General features: G+C 64.7%; 16 protein-coding genes and 1 pseudogene. 12 read left to right on the top strand and 5 right to left on the bottom strand.

Annotated elements, in window-relative coordinates:
• Positions 1-34: 34 nt before the first annotated feature.
• The 3 genes from JXQ94_RS13125 to JXQ94_RS13115 are packed head-to-tail and all read right to left on the bottom strand — an operon-like array spanning position 35 to position 2892.
• Complete coding sequence (locus JXQ94_RS13125; RefSeq protein WP_421924241.1) at positions 35-577, bottom strand: DUF1254 domain-containing protein; 543 nt, start codon at positions 575-577, stop codon at positions 35-37.
• Positions 574-1146, bottom strand: coding sequence for a DUF1214 domain-containing protein (locus JXQ94_RS13120; protein ID WP_421924240.1), 573 nt, complete (start codon positions 1144-1146; stop codon positions 574-576). Before JXQ94_RS13120 ends, JXQ94_RS13125 begins: the two co-directional genes overlap by 4 nt.
• 45 nt (positions 1147-1191) lie before the next feature.
• Positions 1192-2892 carry a hypothetical protein gene (locus JXQ94_RS13115; RefSeq protein WP_421924239.1) on the bottom strand — a complete coding sequence of 567 codons (1701 nt, stop codon included), beginning with the start codon at positions 2890-2892 and terminating at the stop codon, positions 1192-1194.
• A gap of 168 nt (positions 2893-3060) precedes the next feature.
• Between JXQ94_RS13115 and JXQ94_RS13110 the strand changes: the two are divergent.
• The 5 genes and pseudogenes from JXQ94_RS13110 to JXQ94_RS13090 form a co-directional block, all read left to right on the top strand.
• Positions 3061-3395: pseudogene (locus tag JXQ94_RS13110) on the top strand (response regulator); the annotation flags it as partial.
• 2 nt (positions 3396-3397) lie between these two features.
• Positions 3398-3735 (top strand): winged helix-turn-helix domain-containing protein (locus JXQ94_RS13105; protein WP_421924238.1); only part of this gene is annotated, 338 nt, incomplete at its 5' end.
• Positions 3707-5371: a stimulus-sensing domain-containing protein gene (locus JXQ94_RS13100; protein WP_421924237.1), complete on the top strand. Its 1665-nt coding sequence runs from the start codon at positions 3707-3709 to the stop codon at positions 5369-5371. The genes JXQ94_RS13105 and JXQ94_RS13100, both read left to right, overlap by 29 nt.
• A gap of 65 nt (positions 5372-5436) precedes the next feature.
• Positions 5437-5844: a PTS sugar transporter subunit IIA gene (locus JXQ94_RS13095; protein WP_295696398.1), complete on the top strand. Its 408-nt coding sequence runs from the start codon at positions 5437-5439 to the stop codon at positions 5842-5844.
• A complete protein-coding gene (locus JXQ94_RS13090; protein ID WP_421924236.1) occupies positions 5841-6116 on the top strand; it encodes an HPr family phosphocarrier protein in 276 nt (91 codons plus the stop codon). Before JXQ94_RS13095 ends, JXQ94_RS13090 begins: the two co-directional genes overlap by 4 nt.
• Before the next feature lie 66 nt (positions 6117-6182).
• On the opposite strand, the gene JXQ94_RS13085 is transcribed toward JXQ94_RS13090, so the two are convergent.
• Entirely contained in the window at positions 6183-8267 is a 2085-nt protein-coding gene (locus JXQ94_RS13085) for a hypothetical protein (RefSeq protein ID WP_421924235.1), read from the bottom strand.
• A 206-nt stretch (positions 8268-8473) separates the two neighbouring features.
• Here JXQ94_RS13085 and JXQ94_RS13080 point away from each other — a divergent pair, with 206 nt between their 5' ends.
• A complete protein-coding gene (locus JXQ94_RS13080) occupies positions 8474-8920 on the top strand; it encodes an energy transducer TonB (protein ID WP_421924234.1) in 447 nt (148 codons plus the stop codon).
• Between the two features lie 271 nt (positions 8921-9191).
• The gene (locus JXQ94_RS13075) at positions 9192-11681 is read left to right on the top strand and encodes an ATP-binding protein (protein ID WP_421924233.1); all 2490 of its coding nucleotides are present in this window, start codon (positions 9192-9194) and stop codon (positions 11679-11681) included.
• Positions 11682-11723: 42 nt separating this feature from the next.
• Here the strand turns inward: JXQ94_RS13075 and JXQ94_RS13070 are convergent, their stop codons facing one another.
• Positions 11724-12044, bottom strand: a complete 321-nt coding sequence (locus JXQ94_RS13070; protein ID WP_421924232.1) for a 2Fe-2S iron-sulfur cluster-binding protein — start codon at positions 12042-12044, stop codon at positions 11724-11726.
• Between the two features lie 103 nt (positions 12045-12147).
• Here JXQ94_RS13070 and tsaE point away from each other — a divergent pair, with 103 nt between their 5' ends.
• Genes tsaE through addA form a run of 5 tightly spaced genes read left to right on the top strand, consistent with a single transcriptional unit; the run spans position 12148 to position 21010 of the window.
• Positions 12148-12624, top strand: a complete 477-nt coding sequence (tsaE, locus tag JXQ94_RS13065) for a tRNA (adenosine(37)-N6)-threonylcarbamoyltransferase complex ATPase subunit type 1 TsaE (protein WP_421924231.1) — start codon at positions 12148-12150, stop codon at positions 12622-12624.
• Positions 12611-13711, top strand: a complete 1101-nt coding sequence (locus tag JXQ94_RS13060) for an aminoglycoside phosphotransferase family protein (RefSeq protein ID WP_421924230.1) — start codon at positions 12611-12613, stop codon at positions 13709-13711. The genes tsaE and JXQ94_RS13060 overlap by 14 nt, the downstream gene beginning before the upstream one ends.
• Positions 13708-14421 carry a nucleotidyltransferase family protein gene (locus JXQ94_RS13055; RefSeq protein WP_421924229.1) on the top strand — a complete coding sequence of 238 codons (714 nt, stop codon included), beginning with the start codon at positions 13708-13710 and terminating at the stop codon, positions 14419-14421. The genes JXQ94_RS13060 and JXQ94_RS13055 overlap by 4 nt, the downstream gene beginning before the upstream one ends.
• On the top strand, positions 14418-17468 hold the full coding sequence (gene addB, locus JXQ94_RS13050) for a double-strand break repair protein AddB (RefSeq protein ID WP_421924228.1): 3051 nt from the start codon (positions 14418-14420) through the stop codon (positions 17466-17468). Before JXQ94_RS13055 ends, addB begins: the two co-directional genes overlap by 4 nt.
• Positions 17465-21010: a double-strand break repair helicase AddA gene (gene addA / locus JXQ94_RS13045; protein ID WP_421924227.1), complete on the top strand. Its 3546-nt coding sequence runs from the start codon at positions 17465-17467 to the stop codon at positions 21008-21010. The genes addB and addA overlap by 4 nt, the downstream gene beginning before the upstream one ends.
• Positions 21011-21046 lie beyond the last annotated feature (36 nt).

Genomic DNA, 21046 nt, shown 5'->3' with positions numbered 1-21046 from the left:
GGGAAGTCTCACCAGCTGCGCCAACAAAGGCAAATTACTGATCGGCCATCTGGGTGCAGGTGAAGTCCTGACGCTCGGTCTCGGCGATGTCGAGATCGGTACTGGCATCGATTACCCGGCGATAGAGGATGAGGCCGGTTTGGGTAGGCGACCACGCGCTCTCATCGGTTTGTCCCGGGGCGAAGGACTCAAACCGGCGGGCGAGGCTGATCGAGGTCGAGACGTCGTCGACATCCCGGTCGCTGACCACGCTGAAATTATTGGTGTTGGCATCGAAGAAGCTGACCGAGGCGTAATTGCCGTCGGCGGGCCAGGTCGCGTCGACCCGGATTGGTCCGTCGGCGAGATCGAACAGGCAGATCGAGTAGAGAATGTCCGGGCTGGCGCGGACGATGGTCTGGTTTTCGGCGGTGACCCTCGGGGCGTGTCGCACGGAGCCGGTCGCGGCCCCCAGTGCTTCAATGCGGTCCATCGCGCGGCTCATGATGAGGCCGGGCAGGCGGTCCAGTGTAATGGCGGCGCCGATCACCAGGCCGAGCACGTAAGGCAGGAAGGGCAGGGCTGCGGACGGTTTCATGTCTCGCCCTCGCAGCCGAGGCGCTCGATGCGCGGGAATATGAGGCTGTCCAGATCATCCAGCACGACCGGGTCGGGGTGATAGAGGCGCAGCGTCAGGGAGAACAGGCCGGCATTGTCGGTGGCGATTGCACCGGGCGTCGTCTGCCCGACCGGAATGACCACGCGCCCCTGCGTGTCGACGGCGGCCGACGTGCTGGTGACGGCGTGCCGGTCGTGCCCGTTGCGCGGCAGGAAGCTGTCCTCGTCATAGATGGTGATCGACCACCAGCGCGCTGGCGGGGCCTCGCCGATGACTTCATAGGCGCAGCGTTCGCTCAGATTGTGACCCGAACTGTCGCGTGTGGCGGTGAAATAGACCGTCTCCTCGCGGGTCAGCGCCAGCAGGCCGCGCCGGGCGACCAGGCTGCGGATGAGCGGGTTGGCGTCGCTGGAACCAATATTCGGGTTGGTGATCCAGGGACCATTGCTGACGCCGCCGATCTCGATCGGGCTGAAAACGAGAATCGCCGCCAGCGCCGTGCCGGAGGCGAGGCCGACGATGAAAGTGAGGACGTGGCGCAGCATCATGGTGGGAGATTAGCCAGTTTCGGGGATTGCGCGACCAAAAAAGCGTCAGCCGGTCTTCGTCTGCATGATGGTCAGTTCCTGCAACATGCCCTGGATCTGGCGCAACTTCGGACGACCGCCTTCCGACTGGGCTTCACTCAGGCCGACCGCAGACTTGAGGTGGCGCAAGGCTCTCGCCTGAGCATCGGCTGAACAGTTTCCGACCGGCAGGGCGCCACCCGTTGCGAGACGCAGCAATCCGGTCGCCTTGTCCAGAGCCGGTCGGTCTCCACCTTCGACCATGTTCAGAACCTTGCTGTCATCGACGACCTTCATGCCCATCGCGTCAAAACTGGCGGCCAGCTCGAGCTTGTCGCGTTCGGGGTACCCGCCCTTGAGGACCTTGGCCTGTTGGGCGGTCAACTTGGCCAGACGTTCCAGCGGCTTGGCGTCGCCGCGTACATACCAGGCATCGGCCTGGTTGGAGCCGAGCGTTGAGCGGATATAGCCGGCCAGCTTTTGTTTGTTGCTCTCGCCGACAAGGTTTTCTTCGAGTGCGATCAGACGGTCGAGGTCTTCGTCGGCGCCGCGTGAATGACGCAGAAGCTCGTCGATGATTTCCGGCTGGAGGAGGCGGGCCGAGCGCGAGCCGAAGGCCTTGATCAGCGCGTCCGCGGGCAGGGTGCTGTCGGCGCAGATGACCAGGCGGCTGGCCAGGTCCCGGGCGAGGCGCACCTCATCGCGGACGCTGCTGGGGCGCAGGCGTTTGGGGCGTTCCAGATCTTTCAGGATGCAGCCTGCGATGGTCGCGCGGCAGGCTGGAAATTCCTTGCCGTGAATTTTCCGCGCCAGACGTTTGGCCGCGCTGGGGGCCAGATTCAGGGCGTCGGCGGAATGGTCGCCGTCAAACAGACAGGAGAGGCGTTCGAGCGTCTCGCCCAAATCCTTGCATTTGCCGAGCAGGGCGTCGCGCCCGGCATCAAAGGCGATGACCTCAGCGATGTAGTGATCCACCTCGTCGAGTGCGAAGTTGCGGGCGCTGTCTTCGGCCGGCATGCTGTCAGCCATGTCCAACAGGGCCTCCAGCTTGTCGCCGAATTTTTTTTCATGGCGCAGGCGGTCGGCCATTGCCGCGCGCAAGGTATAGGCCCGGGGGTCGCGCTTGTGGATGTCTCCGGCAATGTCCGCGAAATTGGCTTTCGCCGGATATTCCGGCAGGCGCTGGTCGCGGCCATCCTTGTAGATGCGCGCCAGTGATTTCTGGACCAGCTCGTTGAGCTGTTTGACATAGCCGTGCACGCCAGCATCGCTGTCGCTGGCCGAGGCAATGGCCACTTTCTGGACCGCGTGCTGCAGTTCGGTGCCCGAGGCTTCGAGGCTTTCCACCAGATCCGGACGGTGCAGCAGTTCCATCGGGATGGCCTGCATGCGCTCAAGCCAGCCTGTCAGTACGCGGCGGATCGTGTCGCGGGCGTGCGGCTTCGCCAGATCATCCGGGGTCAGACAGGGCAGGCGTGCTTCGCCGGTCTTCTCGGCTTCCGTACCCATCGTCTCGGCGCCGCCCTCGAAGACAGCGACGGAACGGAATTTGCGATGCTCCGACTTGAAGGTTTCCTTGGTCACCCGGACCGAGGCGTCCTTGTTTTTGGCGATCATCGTGTGGGCCAGTTTTATGGCCTTCTCACGGTCCTCGAGCGCTTCGCTGAGGGCCCAGCCGGCCTTGCGGTTCTTCTTGAAAAAGATTTCGTAATGGACGTCGCCGGACATGCACCATCTCCCCTGGAGCCTTATTGATGGCACAAAGAGGCTTAAAACCGGGTGAACCATGCTCCTGATTCATCAAGGGAGCTTGGCGTGTCGGCCCGGCCGCGGCTATGGTCCCGATACGCGGATCAATTTGCGCCCCGATTGACGGGGTCAGCGCGCGGAGATGGCATGGCGACGATTGCACTTGTGGATGATGATGAAAACATCATCACATCGGTTTCGATCTTTCTCGAAGGCGAAGGATATCATGTGCGGACCTATAATGACGGGGCCTCCGCACTGACCGCCCTGACCGAGGATCCACCGGACCTCGGCATTTTCGATATCAAGATGCCGCGCATGGACGGGCTGGAATTGCTGCGCCGCCTGCGCCAGTCCTCGAACCTTCCGGTCATCTTCCTGACCTCGAAGGATGACGAGTTCGACGAGGCGCTCGGTCTCAATCTCGGTGCCGATGATTATATCGCCAAACCCTTCTCCCAGCGTCTTTTGGGTGAGCGGGTNNCGGTTGGAACGGTCGGTCTCGAGCCGGGCGACAGCAAGCCGCTCGAGCGTGGAAGCCTGCTCCTCGACCCGAACCGCCACGCCTGTTCCTGGAAGGGCGAGCCGGTTCGTCTGACGGTCACGGAATTCCTCATTCTCCAGGCCCTCGCCACGCGTCCGGGCTATGTGAAGAGCCGTGATAATCTCATGGACGCGGCCTATGACGACCAGGTCTATGTCGACGACCGGACGATCGACAGCCATATCAAGCGCATCCGCAAGAAGTTCAGGGAATCCGACAAGAGCTTCGACGCGATCGAGACGCTCTACGGTGTGGGTTACCGCTATAAAGAAGACTGATACCAGCTCCGCGACGTCGGGCCTGCGGCGAGCCGGGGCGCTGCTTCGCAGCCTCGCGCCGCGGCCGTCTTCGCGGCTGGCTCAACTCATCCTGATGGCGAATTTTGTCGCTCTCGGCGTTCTTGTCGTGGGCATGCTGGCCCTGACCGAGACCCGTCGCGGTCTCGTCAATGCCAAGCTGGATTCCCTGCGCGCGCAGGGCGAGCTGATCGCCAATGTGCTCGCCGAAGGGGCATCGGATGGCGCGCCGGCGCCGGCGCTGCGCAATGAAGATGCCCGGGCCATCCTGCGTCAGCTCTACGTGCCCGAGGAATCCCGCGTCATCGTCTTTGACAAGGGCGCCGCGATTGTCGCCGACAGCCATCTGCTGGCCGATGTCTTCGAGACGACCCAATTGCCGCCGCCGGGTGCGCCGCGCCCCCCCATAACCGAGAGCGCCCGCTCTCTGCCGGTGCAAATTCTTGACGCGCTCGCCAATCTTCTGCGGTCCTCCGAAGAGCGCGAGGCGATGGGGCGAAACCTGCGTGACGAAGTGCGTCAGGTCATTAATGGTGAAACGGTCGCCGGGGTGCGGCGTGAGACCGATGGTCGTCGCGTTGTGTCGGTCTCCCTCCCGATCCAGCCGGTCCGGGCCATCGTCGGCGTGGTGACGATTGAATCCTACGATCTGGACACATTGATCGAGGCCGAACGGCGTGCGCTTCTGCCCTTCATGATTATCGCCGCCCTCGTGACAGCGATGTCCTCACTGGCCCTGACTGTCTTCATCGCCCGCCCGATCCGACGCCTGGCGCGGTCGGCGCGCGAAGCCCGGCGGGCCGGCGGGCGGCGCGTCACCATGCCGGATCTGCGCAGCCGCAATGACGAGATTGGCGAGCTCGGTGTCGCCCTGTCTGACATGACCGAAGCGCTCTATGACCGGCTCGATGCGATCGAAAGTTTCGCGGCCGATGTTGCCCATGAGCTTAAAAACCCGCTGACCTCGATCCGCTCGGCGGTCGAAGTCCTGCCGAAGGCGAAGGATGCGGAGCGACGCGACCGCTTGCTGGCCGTGATCGTGGCCGATGTCGGGCGTCTGGATCGTCTCATTACCGACATTTCCCGCGCCTCCCGCGTTGATGCCGAGCTGGCGCGCGAGGATGTCAGCCGTTTCGACCTGGCCACCCTGCTCGCAGAGCTCGCCGAATCCTACAATGAGGCGGGCAGCCTTCCGGCCAGTATCCGGCTGGACCAGCAGGTCCGGTCGGCATTGGTGATTGGTCGCGGTGATCCGCTGGGGCAGGTGTTCCGAAATCTGCTCGACAATGCGCTGACCTTTTCGCCTGAAGGGGGCGAAATTCTGGTCTCGTTGCGGCGTGGCCAGATGGAAGGGCGCACCAGTCTGAAGATCCATGTCGATGACCAGGGCCCCGGTATACCGGAGGACAATCTGGAGGCCGTGTTCGACCGTTTCTATACGGAGCGCCCGAAAGGCGCTGCATTCGGCACCCATTCCGGTCTCGGCCTCGCCATCTCGCGTCAGATCGTCAAGGCGCATGGCGGCACGATCATTGCCCGAAACCGACGCAATCAGGATGGCGATGTGGTCGGTGCGCGCTTCACCGTCGAACTGCCAGCCGCCGACGCTGGCGACTGACAAATTGCCGGTGCGATTGCAAAAAGACGCTTCCCCCCCAACTCAAGCCGCGTTTAGATGCTTTCATGATCGGAGTCGTCGTAGTCAGCCATGGCCGTTTGGCCGATGAATTTGTCGCTGCCACGGAACACGTGGTGGGGCCGATGGATGCGTTCCTGGCCGTGTGCATCGGGCCGGACGATGACATGGAAAAGCGCCGCGGCGATATCAAGCAGGCCATCGAGGATGCGGATCGCGGCGAAGGCGTGCTGATTCTCACCGACATGTTTGGCGGGACCCCGTCCAACCTGGCGATTTCCTTGCTCGAACCGGGCAAGGTTGAGGTCATTGCCGGCGTCAATCTGCCGATGTTGATCAAACTGGCTGAAGCCCGCTCGCGGGCTGATCTGGACAGCCTGTCGCGCATGGGTGAGGACGCGGGAAAGCGCTATATTGCGATCGCCTCGAATGTTCTTGAAGGTGCTGGCAAGTGACGCACGTTGCGCGCGAGGTCACCATCTGCAATGCGCGCGGGCTGCATGCCCGGGCCGCGGCGAAATTCGTGGAAATGGCCCAGGGTTTTGATGCCACCATCCATGTCTCGCGCGATGGCGAGACCGTGAATGCGGATTCGATCATGGAGTTGCTGATGCTGGCTGCCGCGAAGGGCTCGGTGATCGGAATAGTCTCCGAAGGACCGGATGCCAAGACGGCGGCCGACAGTCTCTGCGACCTGGTCGAGGCCGGATTTCACGAGGACGTCTGACCGCATTTCAGGACCCGGAAACAGGAAAGCCCGCCAATTGACGGGCTTTCTGTTGGGTGGATCCGGTCAGTCCTGACGGGCCGGCGCGCGGTCGATATCAATGTCCGGGGCGCCAGGTGCGTAATCGGCCTTGCCTTCCGAACTCATCATCGGATCCGCACCGTCATCCATCATCGGGTCATCGACGATCGCGGTGGCGGCGATGTCTGTGACCTCTGCCGTCACTTCCGCGTCGGGTTCCGATGTATCTGCGACCACTGCCGGCGCATCTGCGATCGCGTCCGTCACGTCCGCGACCGGTTCTGGCGCGTCCGCAGCGGCAATGGCGGGTTCGGGGACTGTTGCTGTTTCCGGCGCGACCTCTGTCTCGGTGGTGGCGTCAGCACTGGCCGCCTCTTCCCCCGGCATGGGCGGTGGCGGAGCGACAGGCATGGTGCGTTCATCATCAAGGTCAACCGCCGCTGGCGATGCCGCGGCGTCCGCGGTCTCACCGGTTTCGGGCTCTGACGTCTCGACAGCCGTCAGAGCGGCGGCAGCAGCGACATCATCGAGGCTGGGCAGGTCGTCATCCAACTCTTCCTCGGCGACCACCGGATCCGTGGCCGGGATATCGGTTCCTACCTCACTGCCCGTATCCGAACTCATCTCGGGAGCGGCGTCGCTCTCGGCCTCGACCGGTGCGTCTTCTCCCGCAGCCTCGTCAGTCTCGTCAGCCTCAACGATTTCGGCAATCGGCTCAACGGCGGCATTGTCAGTGCGAATCCCGGCATCAGACGCTGCGGCTGCATCCGCAGCCTGGTCGCTCGCGACCTCTGTTTCGTCAGCGACTGCGGTGTTTGCCGCACTGTCGGAGGCGTTTTCGGCTGCGTCGGGTGCCGCAATGACTGTAGCAGAATCCGAGGCGGCCTCATCGGAAGCGGCCTCTGCTTCGCCGGTGACCGCAATGACGGCCGCACTGTCGGAGGCAATATCTGTTTCGTCGGTGGTCACAACTTCTGTGGCGTCTGCCGCAATATCTGTTTCCGCATCGCTGGTTGGCGCAGCAGGCAAAAGGTCATCCTGGGCCGGTGCCTCCACCTCGCCGGACCCGCCATCGTCCTGGGCCGTTTCGACGGTTTCAGGAGTGTCTGATGAAGAGTCGTCGCTGGCTTCCCGGTCAGAATCCGTATCAGCGCCCGCCTCGACCTGCTCGTCGCTGACGTCGGCAGCGGCCGGCGCGTCACTGCCCTCGGCGGTTGCGGTTGCCGCAGCGATGGCGGCGCTCGCAATCACACCGGCCTTGGCGGCGTCGGACGTGTCACTGGTGCGTACGCCTTCCTGGGGCGGATTGCGCAGGGCGTGTTCCGCGAGGCGAGCAACGCGGGCATTGAAGCGCCCACCATCGCGAATGCGATTGATCAGGCCACCAAGCATGAAGAAAAGCAGGCTGCCACCAATTACCGCGAGTGTTGGCAGGGCGGCGCCCAGAATGGCACCGGTCGCCAGTGCCAGGGCCGCAAGCGCCGGGATGTAGACCAGGCGCCAGGAGCGTCCGAGGAAGCTCAGCAGGGCCAGAAGGCCGGCCCCGATGCCAATGCCCCATTCGGTCAGTTGATCCATCGGGACGAAGCCGAGTGATGCGAGCCCATCCAGCAGGCCGGACGGCAGGGCATTTTCGAGACGCCAACCCGACAGGCCGGGCAGGAATGCGGCGATCTCGGCGTAAACGTCAAAAGCCGGAACTGATGCCATCAGATTGCCATTGACCTCGGTCAGGAAGCCGTGAATGGCGGGCCAGACGGCGGCGATGGCGACCAAGGCCAGGGCCAGGACGGAGAGCCACCAATTGAAGCCACGGGTCACGCCCGAGCGGGCCAGAAGTCCGGTCGCATCCGGAGAGGCCCGCATCCAGGTGCCGCGCGTGTGATTGACGATGGCCGCCGGGCGCGAGCGCCGATTGGGACCGGCCTGGACCCGCAAAACGCTGGCCGTATCCCCCGGTGCCAGCGCATTCGACCGTTCCAGGAGGTGGACATCGTGTGCCATGCCATCCGTGTCGGTGACGCGGCCCGTCCCGTCATCGGAGGCGGAAACCTCGCCTGACACTGTATAGAAATCGATCCGGCGGGCGCCGAAAGACTGCCCGGCATGCGCGGTCGGTAACAAAGACATGGCTTTACGCACCTCTAACAACAAATCACCCGTCCGATTGTCCCAAATCGGCAGGCCCCTCACCCGTTTCCCATCAAGTCTACAAGTTTGATGCCGGAAATAGAACGGCCTTCATCAATTCTTCAGAAATTGTTCAACATCTGTTCCGCCGCCGCCTCGCTGAAAGCGTGCTTCCGTGTTCTCCGGTGAGTCGCTAGCTTGCCGCCATGCGAAGCTTGGTCGTCTGTTTCTGCCTGGTCCTGACCGCCTGTGGCGGGGTTCCGATGCCGGACCTGCCAGGTCTGGCGCCGCCTGGGCGTGGCCCGTTCATCCCGCGGGACCAATTGCCGGTTCCGCCGAATGTCGAACGCATGATGGGGCCGGAGGATTGTCGGGGTTCGACCCTCGCTGCCGTGTCGGCCGCGCTACCGGATTATCCGGCCCGCGCCTGGGCGCGGGGTCGGCAGGGTTGGGTCGTGGTGCGCTTCCATGTTTATGCCGATGGCAGTGTCCATCGCGCACGCGTTCATCGCGCCGTGCCTGACGGGCCGTTTAACCGGGCCACCGAGCGAGCGGTTTCGAACTGGGAGTTTGCTCCGCTGGACGGAGTGGACAGCCTGGAGAATTGCGTCGTCATGTTCGAATTTCGCGCCGGCGAAGTGCACATTCGCTGAGCTGATCGCAGTTTCCACATCTTCCTGCAGTGTGCCGGGGCGTGCAGCGCGGATCAGCCCGGGCGTGCCTCGGCTCTGGATATTGCAGGGCTGACGCCCGGTGCCGCCCCGGTGCGCGCCTTGTTTTTCCCCATTTTTCTTCGCCGGGGTATATAACTTATTAGAGTTTTTACCGGCCCGGGCATCGCCCGCGAGTCCAGTGGCCGGTATCATGGTGATTCGTGAGGGCCGCAAGCGATTTGGGGGCGGGTCCGCACCCAGGGCGACATTGATGACCGGACAGACATTTCAGTTCGTGACACTTGCTGTCACCGTCGGGGCCGTAGCCTTTGCCGTCGCTGTCGGCATATGGGCCTTCAAGCTGACGTCCGGTGCGCGTGGCGCGCAGGCGCTCTGGCGCCGCAAACTGGCCGAACTCGAAGACCGCATCGCCCGGGCCGACAGCGTGTTCGGCGCTCATCCCGGCTTGGTCCTGGTCTGGGATCAACCGCCATCTGACGGTCCTGAAACAGGTTGGGGTGAACCGCGCATCTTTGGGTCCTCTGTCGCGCTGGCTTCGCTCTTGCGCTTTGCCGAGGCAAGCGATGGCCCCAACCCGGCCGGCCTCCTCATGGAAGGTCTCGCCGATTATGAAGCCCGATCGGCCGGCGGCGATGAAACAACACTGCGCCGCCGCTTCCAGGAGTTGACGCAGAAGGGCCAACCTTTTTCCCTGACCATACTCGGCCCGAGCGGGCGCTTCCTCGAAGTCGATGGGCGCGCCGCCGGAACCCAGCTTGTGGTCTGGCTGTCCGACGCAACGATTCGCGGCCTCGAGGAGTCCGGGGCACGGGGTCGGATCGAAGAGGCTCGCCGTCTGGTCTCCAAGGATCCGCTGGCCTTCCTCGACATGCTTGGGCGCGCGCCTTTCCCGGCTTGGCGGATGAATGCCAGTGGCCGGATGGAGTGGGCGAACCAGGCCTATGTGAAAGCCGTCGAGAGCGACACGATCGACACCACGCTAGACCGCCAGATCCTTCTGGATGGGGCGATGTCCGACCTGGCCAACCGCGCGACCGCTGCCGGCGAATCGGTGGAGGAAATGCGCATTGTTGTGGTCGACGGAGCCCGGCGCGGCCTGAATTTCCTGGTTTTCCCGGTCTCGGGCGGCGCGGCGGGCTTCGCCGTGGATGTGACCGATGGCGAGGAAGCCAAGGCGGCGCTCGCCCGCTTCCGTCGGGCCCATGATGACACCCTCAATCATATGGCCGAGGCCGTGGTGGTGTTCGATCGGTCCAAGCGCCTGAACTTTCACAACAAGGCGTTCTCCAACCTGTTCAAGCTGGACGATGCCTGGCTCAATGAGCGGCCGGGGCACGCCCAATTCCTCGATCGCATGCGCGAGAAGCGCCTTCTGCCCGAGCAGGCCGATTTCGGCGGCTGGAAGAGCGAAGAGCTGGCGCGTTATGACGCCCCACCGAACGAGGAAACGCCGGACGAGCTCTGGCCTCTGCCCGATGGCCGGACCCTGCGTGTCGCTCGCCAACGCCACCCGCTCGGCGGTCTCATGCTGATTTTCGAGGACAAGACCGACGAACTTGCCCTGCGCGCCCGCTATAACACGCTGATCAATGTCCAGCGGGCCACGCTCGACAAGCTGCACGAGGCCGTCGCGGTGTTCGGGGCCCATGGTCGTCTGCAGCTGAATAATTCTGCCTTCGAGGACCTGTGGGGTTTCGAGGCTGATGAGCTGGATGGTCAGCCTGATTTCGATACGGTGTCGGAGACCTGCGCGGCCCTGTTCACGGATGACCGCGTCTGGACCGACATAAAGGCCCGGGTCACGGATCCCAGCCCGCAGGCCCGCAAGCAGGTCACTGGCGAGATGCGCCGTTCCGACGGCCGGGTCCTGACCTATCTGACACGACCGCTGCCTGATGGCGCGACGCTGATCTGCTGGGATGACGTCACCGATAGTCGCCGTATCGAAGAAGCCCTGCGCGAGCGGGCGGAGGCGTTGGAGACGTCAGAACGCATCAAGACCGAATTCGTCGAGCATGTGAGTTATCAATTGCGCACGCCGCTGACGACGATTGGCGGCTATGCCGACATGTTGGCCCAGGGTTTTGCCGGTGAGTTGTCCGATCGACAGAAAGAACCGATGTCGGCAATCCAGTCAGCCGCGGCTCATCTCGCGAAGCTGATCGACGATATTCTCGATGTAGCGGCGATCGATGCAGGCCAGCTCGAGCTGGAACTCGGCGATGTCGATCTGGGTGATGTGGCCCGGGAAGCCGCCGAGCTCATCGCGGCCCGCGCCGATCACCACGCCATCAAGCTGTCGATCGATGTGGAAGACGATCTGGGTCTGCTCCGGGCGGATCGCAATCGCCTGAAACAGGTGTCGATGAACCTGCTCTCCAATGCAGTCCGCCATGTCGCCACCGGTGGTGCGGTGACGATTGGCGCGCGCCGCAATGGCGAGGACATCACGCTCTGGGTCCAGGATGATGGCGAGGGTATCGCCCCGGACAAGCAGGCCAGCGTGTTTGACCGGTTCTCGCGGGGCGAGCGCGGCGGTGCCGGTCTTGGCCTGTCACTGGTCAAGGAAATTGCCGAACTGCACGGCGGCTGGGTCGAGCTTCAGTCCGAGCCGGAAAACGGCACGCTGGTCTCGTGCCATCTGCCGCTGGAGCCGCGCAGCACGGCGGCCCCGCCCGAGCTGGATTTCACCAGCCGGGCAGCCACGCGACTGGCCGGTGATCGGGCCCGCGCCGAATAATCCCGGGCTTGCCGTGACAGCTCAAGACGCTGCGACAGGCAATCAGCCCTGGTTTTGCGGCATCCGCACGATCAGGCCGTCAAGCATGTCGGTGACCTTGATCTGGCAGGACAGGCGAGAGGTCTCCTGGACCTCCTCTGCAAAGTCCAGCATCGAGTCTTCCATCGTTTCACGCGAGCCGGTTTTCTCGGCCCAGGCCGGGTCTACATAAACATGGCAGGTCGCGCAGGCGCAGGCTCCGCCACAATCCGCGTCAATTCCGGGAACCAGATTGCGCACGGCGCCTTCCATCACGGTCAGTCCGGCGTCGACATCAATGACGTGTTCGGTTCCGTTGTGCTCGATATAGGTGATCTTCGGCATGCTTGTCTCCGTTAGGTCCCCAGCACATGAACAGCGTTCACGGTCGAGTCAAGATTCAGCCTCACCGCTTGCCGTGTCGGGCGGGCTTCGCTAAGCGCAATCCATGGGGAATTCGAACTCTGTTTCCTTGCCCGACCTGGCAGCCACGCAGGCCCTCGCAGATCGCCTGTCTGCGGCCTTGCGCGCCGGCGACACCGTCTTCCTGACCGGTGATCTCGGAGCCGGCAAGACGACACTCGCCCGCACAGTCATTGCGACCTTGTGCGGAGTCGAGGATGCGCCCAGCCCGACCTATACGCTGATCCAGACCTATGATGGTGAAAAAGGCGAACTCTGGCATGCCGATCTCTACCGGATCGAACAGGCCGGGGAGCTGGATGAGTTGGGTCTGGAGGATGCCTTCGGGGACATCATCGTGATGATTGAATGGCCGGACCGGCTGTTCGGCCTGGTGCCGGATGACCGGCTGGAAATCCATCTCGAAATGGCCGGGGATAGTCCGGGCGACGCCATGGACACACCGCGGCGGGCACGCTTAACAGGGTTCGGGGAGTGGGAGACACGCCTTGACGATATCTGACCGAAACGCCGCGATGGCGGCCTTCCTGAACGCCGCCGGATGGGGTGATGCAGAGCAGCAGCCATTGCCCGGCGACGCGTCGACCCGGCGCTATGTTCGCCTGAGGCGGGGTGAGGCGAAGGCCATGTTGATGGATGCGCCGGCCTCGGCGGAAGCGCCGGTCTGCCCGCCGGATGCGAGTCCGGATGAGCGGGTCGCGCTGGGCTATAATGCGGTGGCGCGTCTCGCGGGTGCCAATCTGGTCGCCTTCGCCGGCCTGGCCGACATTCTGGGAGAGCGCGGTTTCTCCGCCCCGACCATTCTCGCCAGCGATATGGCGGGAGGCTTTCTGCTGCTTGAGGATCTCGGCGATGACCTGATCGCCCGTCTCCTGCCCGGCAAACTGCATGAAGGCACGCTTTACGCAAAGGCGGTAGATGTGCTGGCGGCCATCTACCGGTCCAGTTTTCCCGCCACGGTTGAGCGCGATGGCCAGTCCTGGCCGCTTCTTCGCTATGACACGACGGCGCTGATGGCCGAGGCCGACCTGTTCCTCGACTGGTTCCTGGGCAAATATGTCGGCGCCGGGATCGACGAGGCTGCGCGCGACGACTGGCACGCAATCTGGGCCCGCGCCTTCGAGCGTCTTGACCATTGTGCGCCCGGACTGGTGCTGCGGGATTTTCACGCTGAAAATCTCATCTTCTTGCCGGATCGGGACGGCGAGGCCGCGATTGGCCTGCTCGACTTTCAGGACGCGGTCATGGGGCATCCGGCCTATGACCTCGTCTCGCTGATCGAGGATGCCCGGCGCAATGTCGAGCGCAAGCTGGCGGTGCCGCTCAAGGCCCGTTTCATTGCGCAGGCCGGGATTGAGGATGCGGCCGGTTTCGATGCCGCCTACGCGGTAGTGGGCGCACAGCGTAACGCCAAGATCCTCGGCATCTTCGTCCGACTTGCCATGCGTGACGGCAAGCAGAACTATCTCGACCTCCTGCCGCGTGTCGCGCGCCATTTCGTGGCCGACCTTCAGCATCCGGCCCTGATGCCCTTGCACATGTGGGTGAAGGCCCATGCGCCGCAGGTCTTCGCGGAAGCCCACAAATGATCGAGATCCGCACTGCCATGGCGCTGGCCGCAGGACTGGGGACGCGCATGCGGCCGGTCACCAATGACCGGCCCAAGGCTCTGGTCGAAATTGGCGGCAAGACCCTGCTGGACTGGGCGCTGGACCGTTATGCGGCCGGCGGAGTCGAGCGCTGTGTCGTCAATATCCATCATTTTGCTGATCTCATCGATGCGCATCTCGCCACCCGCACAGGCGCCCCGGAGATCATCATCTCGGATGAGCGCGGTGACGTGCTGGAAACCGGTGGCGGCGTGGTCAAGGCTCTGCCCGAGCTTGGCGATGCCCCGGTCTTCATTTCCAATATTGATGCGATCTGGGAGGAGGCTGGCGCCGCCTCGCTCGACAGCCTGCGAGCGGCCTGGGATGGGAGCCGGATGGACGCCCTCCTGCTGATGGCGCCGATGGGCAATACGCTTGGCTTTGATGGTCCCGGTGACGCTTTCCTGGAGGGCGACGGGCGGGTCCGCTTCCGCGGCGAGGCTGCCAGCGCTCCCTTTGCCTATGCCGGTGTCCAGATCCTGCATCCGCGCGCCCTGATCGGGCGCTCGGCGTCGCGTTTTTCGATGATGGAGGTCTGGCGCGCCCTGGCCAGTGGAGGGCGGCTATATGGTGTCGTCTTGCCGGAATTCTGGATGCATGTCGGCGATCCGAACGCCCTGGCTGAGGCGGAAGCCCGGCTGGCGCGGTGAGCGAACGGCTCTTCGATACGTCCGGGCCCAGCCTCTACACTCTCCCGCCCCAGGCGGATTTCCTGCGGGCTATCGCGACCACGCTGCGGGAGTCTTTTGACGCGGCGGAAAATCCGGATGCGCTGACCCGGCTTCTCATCCTGACACCCACTCGCCGGGCGGCGAAGGCGTTGGGTGATGTCTTTGCCGACCTGGCGGGCAATGGGGTCGCGCTGCTGCCTCTGATCCGTCCGATCGGCGATGTCGACGTGGATGACCCGCCCTTCGAGCCAGGCGAGCTATCCGGCCTGGCCGCGCCCGCGATCTCGCAGGAGCGTCGCCGCTACGAGCTGGCGCGCCTCATCCTGGCCAAGGAGCGCGCGCTGGGCCGACCGATCGGTGTCGGCGGCGCCCTGTCACTGGCTGATTCCCTCGCTGCTCTGCTCGATGACCTCGCGACCGAGGATGTCAGCGATCTCTCGACGTTGGACGAGGCGGTGGAGAGTTATCTCCCGGCAGACCGGCGCGAGGCTGTTGAATTCCTCGACATCGTCCAGCGCGTCTGGCCTGCCCGGCTGTCCGAGCTGGGTCTGACGGATGCGGCCAGTCGGCGTTCCCTGGTTCTGCGTGAGCTGGTGGCGCGCTGGTCACGAGAGGCGCCCGACCATCCGGTCCTGGCGGTCGGCTCGACGGGCTCCATCCCCGCGGCTCGCGACCTTATGGCTGTAATCGCCAATCTGCCCCAGGGCGCGGTCGTCCTGCCCGGCTTTGACTGGGATGCCGATCAGTCGGCCTGGGACTCGATTGCCGACGATCACCCGCAATGGGCGATGAAGCGTTTTGTCGAGGAGTTGGGCCTGGCCCGGGAAGCGGTCAAGGCATGGCCAGGCGCGGCCGAGACAGCCGAGGCGGCCCGGCGGCGGCGCCTGATAGCCGAGGCCCTGCGACCGGCGGAGACAACGGATGAATGGCTGACCCGGATTGCCACGCTGACTGGCCAGTATGGCGATGACTTCTTCGCGGCGGGCCTGGACGGATTGAGCCTGGTCGAGGCGCCGGACGAGATCACCGAAGCGCGGTCGTGCGCCCTCATGCTCCGCGAGACACTGGAAACACCTGGTCGCACGGCCATCCTCGTGACCCCGGACCGAATGCTGGCACGCCGGGTCTCGGCTGAAATGATCCGCTTTGGCGTTCGGCTGGATGATTCCGGCGGGGCGGCCCTGGCCGAGACGCCTGCCGGCGCGTTTCTCACACGCTTGCTGGATGCCGCGAGCAATTGCGGGAGCGTCGTGGCGCTGACGGCCTTGTGGGGCGCTCCGTTGTTTCGTGGCGGGTGCTCGCGTGGTCAGGCTCATACCGTGCTGGCCAAGTTCGAGGCCGAGGCGCTGCGTGGAGCCCGTCCCGGCCAGGACCTGGCTGCAGTCCGGGCGCGACTGGACGGAGAATTCGTCAAACTCTTCGATGCGGACCGGGCGCAGATCGACTCGATACTGGACTGCCTGGAGACCGCGTTTGCCGACCTCCTGAGTGATGAAACACGACCTGCGCGAGACTGGGCACGGGCCCATGCGGAGGCGGCCGAGGCCCTGGCCGAGGATGGCAGCGGACGCGGTGCCGAGGCGGTGTGGTCAGGTGAGGGCGGCGAAGCGGCTGCCGGTCTTTTGCGCTCTCTCCTTGAGGAAAGCGACGCCCTGCCCGAAATGCGCTTGCGTGATTATGCCCAGGCCTTCGCGGAAATGTGCCGCGCCCGCCGTGTCGCGCCGCGTGTGGGTGTCCACCCACGCCTTCAGGTCCTCGGCCCGCTGGAGGCGCGCCTGATCACCGCCGACCGGGTCATCCTGGCCGGCCTCAATGAGGGGGTCTGGCCGCCGGGTCCCGGGGCGGACCCCTGGCTGTCTGCCGGCATGCGGCGCAAGGTCGGGCTGGGCGCGCCGGAGCGGCGCTACGGTCTGGCTGCCCATGATTTTGCCCAGCTGGCCGCCGCCCCGGACGTGATCCTGACACGGGCCCAGAAGTCGGAAGGCTCGCCGACGGTCGCCTCGCGCTGGCTGTGGCGATTGAAGACGCTGGCGCGTGGCGCGCTCGGCGAAGCCGCCGCCGAATCTTTTGCGCCGGACATCGACTATGTCGCCCTGTCGCGCGCTTTGGACGATCCCGGGATGCCGCCCCGACCGGCCCCGCGACCGGCACCCTGTCCGCCGGTCAGTGTGCGGCCACGCCGGATGTCGATCACCGAGATCCGCACCTGGGTGCGTGATCCCTACTCCATCTATGCCCGACACGTTCTGGGCCTGCGGCGCCTGGACCCGGCTGACATGCCGCCCGGTCCACGCGAGCGGGGCTCGGCGCTGCATGACGCGCTCGAAGCAGTCGTCCCGCGCTGGACGGAGGGCATTCCCGATGATGCGGTTGCCCAGTTGCTGGCGGTGGCCGAACCGCACCTCGAAAAGGTCGGTTTCGGCCCGGAAGACCGTGTCCTCGAGCGGGCTCGTTTTGAGCGGGCAGCGCGCTGGCTGGTGGGGTGGGAGATCGAGCGCCGGGCTCGGGGCATCCGTCTCGACCGGGTCGAGATCAAGGGCCGCATGGGCTTTGAGGGTCCCGCAGGCGAATGGGCATTGACGGGGCGGTCGGACCGGTTTGACCGTCATCCGGACGGGCGGCTGGACATCATCGACTATAAAACCGGGGCGTCGGCGAGCGCCAAATCGATCAAGGCCGGCTTCGACCCGCAATTGCCGCTGACCGCCGCCATGGCGCGCGAAGGAGCGTTTGAAGCGCTGGAACCGGGGGCCCCGTCGGGCCTCTACTACATCTCGCTGCCGGGCAATGCGCAGGGTGGCAAGGAGGTGCGGATCGACGGGGGAAAGACCCTTGAAGCGTCCGAATTTGCGGATATGGCGATTGCGGACCTGCGCCAGTGGATCGCTCGTTTCGATGACGAAACAATGCCCTATGGCAGCCAAATTCGTGCGCAATATGTGAATGATTACGGGGATTTCGATCATCTTGCCCGACGTGGGGAGTGGGCATCGGCGGCGGGCGAAAAACCGGAGGGCAGCGAATGAGCGGGGCCTGCTTCGATCCGGATATCAAAGAGGCGGCAAGTCGGGCCCAGCAGCGCGCGGCGCGGCCGGAGGCCAGCGTCTTTGTCGAGGCCAATGCGGGTTCCGGCAAGACCCGTGTCCTGGTCGACCGCGTCATCAATCTCCTGCTCGACGACAACAAGCCTGAGGCCATTCTTTGCGTCACCTATACCAAGGCTGCCGCGGCCGAGATGAAGGAGCGCCTGTTCAAGCGGCTCGGGGACTGGTCGGTCACGCCCGATGCCGAGCTGGCGCTTGAACTGAAGGATCTGCTCGGCCGTGATCTCAAGCCCGGCGAGGCGGACAAGGCCCGCAAACTCTTCGCCCAGGCGCTTGAAACGCCCGGTGGTCTCAAGATCCAGACAATCCATGCCTTCTGTGAAAACCTGCTGCGCCGCTTTCCCCTGGAGGCGGGTGCACCGCCCGGCTTCGAAACCCTGGATGATGCGGCAGCCGGGCAGGCCATGGAGGCGGCGCGCAAGGCCGTTCTGTCTACCTTGTCCGAGCAGGAGGTCGGTACGCTGATCGAGGTGGGTGGGCCGGATGCACTTGCCGTCATCCTGCGTTGGGCGCGCTCCAACCGCCATGACTTCGCTGCCAGTATCGCGAATGCCGGCGGTCTAGCAGCGCTGGAAGCTCAACTCTGGTCGGTCCTGGACCTGCCGGTCGACTGTGATCCGGAAGGCCTCAAAAGGGACGTCATGGCCGCCGTGCCGCGCCCCGAGGTCGAAGCGGCGGCCCATGTGATGTGCCATGAGGGCGCGGCCAATGATATCAAGCGCGGCGATATCCTCGCTCGCGCCCTGTCGGCTGAATCGCCTGACCTCGCCCTTGATACCTATCTTTCCGCCTTCTTCACGGTGAAGGGGCCGCGCGTGAAGCATCTCGCCACCAATACAATCGCCGTGAATTTCCCGCACGTCCTGGCCTTGCTGGAGGCCGAAGTGGCGCGGCTTGATGCGGCGCGCGACACGATCCAGCGCGCCGCGATCGCTCGGGGCAGTGCGGTAGCGCTGGCCGTCACGGCCCGCTTCGTCGAAGCCTATGACGCGGCACTTGAGCGCGCGCGGGCCCTGGATTTCGATGATCTGGTGAGACTGGCTGGGCGCCTTCTGGCGCCGGACAACCCGTTTTCGGGATGGGTTGGCTACAAGCTGGACGGCATGCTGGCCCACGCCTTGATCGATGAGGCGCAGGATACTGCACCCCAGCAATGGGACATGATCCGTGGCCTGACCGCGGAGTTTTTCGCGGGTGAAGGGGCCGTCGAGCAGGGCCGGACTCTCTTCGTTGTCGGTGACGAGAAACAATCCATCTATTCTTTCCAGGGGGCCGAACCGGCCCGTTTTCTGGCCGAGGGGGATCGCCTCGCGGCGTCGGCATCGGCAGCCGGGCTGCGCTTCGAGCGACCGGGCCTGGATGTTTCCTTCCGTTCAGCGCCGGAAATCCTCATCGCGGTGGACCAGGCTTTCTCGGCGCGGCTGCCGGCGCCCGAGATGAAGTTCCAGGCGGGTGCGACTGATCTGCCCTTCGCGCGCTATCAGGGCCACCGTGCAGCGCGCTCGGGGACACCGGGCTGTGTGGAGATATGGCCGGCCATCCCCAAGCCCGGCCAAGTCGAAGAGACCTCCATTTTCGACCCGGTCGATTTGCAGGCCCGCGGCAATTCCCGTGACCTGCTCGCGCAGACGGTGGCTGGTGAGATCGCCGATATGCTCCGCCGCGGCGATGCGGTCTGGGAGGAAAAATCGGGGCGTTTCACGAAGCGGCCGGTGCGACCCTCCGATATTGCCATTCTGGTCTGGCGGCGAACCGGTGGGTTTTTCGAGGAAGTCATCCGGCAGCTCAAGCTGAAAGGCGTCCCGGTCGCGGGCGCCGATCGCATGGTGCTGCGTGAGCAGACCGCCGTGAAGGACATGCTGGCCCTGGGCCGTTTTGCGATGACTTCGGGCGATGATCTTGCCCTGGCAGAAGTCCTGCGCTCGCCGCTCTTTGACCCGATCGATCCGGATCAGCCGGGAATTGATGAGGCGGCGCTCTACGACCTCGCCCGCTCCCGCAGCGATCTGAAACGTCGTGGCACTTTATGGAACGCGCTCTTCACCAGCGAGGACAAGCGCTTTGCGGATGCCTGCCAGGCGCTGACCACGCTGCGAGACCAGGCCGACAAGGCGCGGCTCTATGACCTTTTCACCGGCTTTCTCAATGCCCGTACGCCAACCGGTGAGACGCGGTGGGCGCGCATCTATGCCCGCCTCGGCGAGGAGGCGCGTGATCCTCTGCAGGAATTCCTCGCCCGTGCGCTTCAGCATGAGCGCGAGGAAGGCGGGGCTCTGGCGAGCTTTGTGGCGCGTATTGAGGGCGAAGAGACGCAGATCAAGCGCGAGATGAGCCCGGACCGCGACGAAGTCCAGGTGATGACCGTGCATGCGTCCAAGGGGCTGGAACGCCCGGTGATCATTTTGCCCGACACGACCCGCAGCCCGCTCACGGGCAAGAGTGACCCGGTCTTCGCCCATCCGGACTGCGGTCTCCTTTGGTCGCCGCGCAAGGCCGAGGACCCGGATGTGGTTGAAGCGCTGCGCCTTGAGGCCCAGAACCGGCAGCTGGCCGAGCATGGTCGGCTTCTCTATGTCGCCCTCACCCGGGCCCGCGATCGACTGATCGTCTGCGGCTGGCGCCAAGGGCAGGGCGAGACAGGCAAGGTTTCTGACGATAGCTGGTACAAACAGCTCGCCGATGCCTGGCAGGGCGAGGGCTGGGAGGCGATATCCACGCCGGTGGATGCCGTGGTCGACGAGGCCGGCACGGGTTTGCGTTTCGGGCCGGCACCCATTGCTCTGGGGCGCCCCACGGATGCGGCCGGTGAGCGGGCGGCCATACCCGACTGGGCGTCCTCTGCCGCAGGGCTGGAGGACGGACAGATCCGCAGCGCCGCCCCGTCCAGCCTGCTGGCAGACGAGGACGCCGAACCTGCTGTTCGCTCACCGCTGGCTGATCCTGGCGGGCATCGTTTCCGGCGCGGTGATGTGATCCACAAATTGCTCCAGACCCTGCCTGACCTGCCGCAGGAGCGGCGCGAGGCGGCGGCCACGCGCTTCCTGTCGGCCCAGCCCGACATCGCCGCGGCGGACCGGGCGCAGATCGTCACTGAAACGCTGGGCATTCTCGATCATCCCGAGTTCGCGCCCCTGTTCGGACCGGACAGCCGGGCCGAGGTCGCGCTTGTCGGCCATGCGCCGGGCCTTCCGGCCAATACAATCATACGCGGACAGGTCGATCGCCTGGTCGTGACCGAGAGCGAAGTCCTCATTATCGACTACAAGACCAACCGTCCGCCACCGAGCGAGGTTGCTGCAGTGGCGAAAGTCTATCTTGGCCAGATGGCGACGTATCGGGCTCTTTTGCGGGCCGTTCATCCCGGAAAATCCGTGCGCTGCGCCCTGCTCTGGACCGACGCGGCGCGATTGATGGCGCTTCCGGACGCAGTTCTTGATGACATCTTCGACGCGGGCGCGGCTTGACGCGGCGGCTCGCCCCCCCTACCTCACGCGCCATCA

Origin of the sequence: Maricaulis maris, from assembly GCF_049116555.1 — a bacterium.
In the GTDB taxonomy this organism is placed as follows: domain Bacteria; phylum Pseudomonadota; class Alphaproteobacteria; order Caulobacterales; family Maricaulaceae; genus Maricaulis; species Maricaulis maris_C.
This window is presented reverse-complemented; position numbering and strand designations above follow the sequence as displayed.

Coding starts and splice junctions, on each gene's coding strand:
- JXQ94_RS13125 (WP_421924241.1), bottom strand. CDS start 577: ATGAAACCGTCCGCAGCCCTGCCCTTCCTGCCTTACGTGCTCGGCCTG.
- JXQ94_RS13120 (WP_421924240.1), bottom strand. CDS start 1,146: ATGATGCTGCGCCACGTCCTCACTTTCATCGTCGGCCTCGCCTCCGGC.
- JXQ94_RS13115 (WP_421924239.1), bottom strand. CDS start 2,892: ATGTCCGGCGACGTCCATTACGAAATCTTTTTCAAGAAGAACCGCAAG.
- JXQ94_RS13095 (WP_295696398.1), top strand. CDS start 5,437: ATGATCGGAGTCGTCGTAGTCAGCCATGGCCGTTTGGCCGATGAATTT.
- JXQ94_RS13085 (WP_421924235.1), bottom strand. CDS start 8,267: ATGTCTTTGTTACCGACCGCGCATGCCGGGCAGTCTTTCGGCGCCCGC.
- JXQ94_RS13080 (WP_421924234.1), top strand. CDS start 8,474: ATGCGAAGCTTGGTCGTCTGTTTCTGCCTGGTCCTGACCGCCTGTGGC.
- JXQ94_RS13075 (WP_421924233.1), top strand. CDS start 9,192: ATGACCGGACAGACATTTCAGTTCGTGACACTTGCTGTCACCGTCGGG.
- JXQ94_RS13070 (WP_421924232.1), bottom strand. CDS start 12,044: ATGCCGAAGATCACCTATATCGAGCACAACGGAACCGAACACGTCATT.
- tsaE (WP_421924231.1), top strand. CDS start 12,148: ATGGGGAATTCGAACTCTGTTTCCTTGCCCGACCTGGCAGCCACGCAG.
- JXQ94_RS13055 (WP_421924229.1), top strand. CDS start 13,708: ATGATCGAGATCCGCACTGCCATGGCGCTGGCCGCAGGACTGGGGACG.
- addA (WP_421924227.1), top strand. CDS start 17,465: ATGAGCGGGGCCTGCTTCGATCCGGATATCAAAGAGGCGGCAAGTCGG.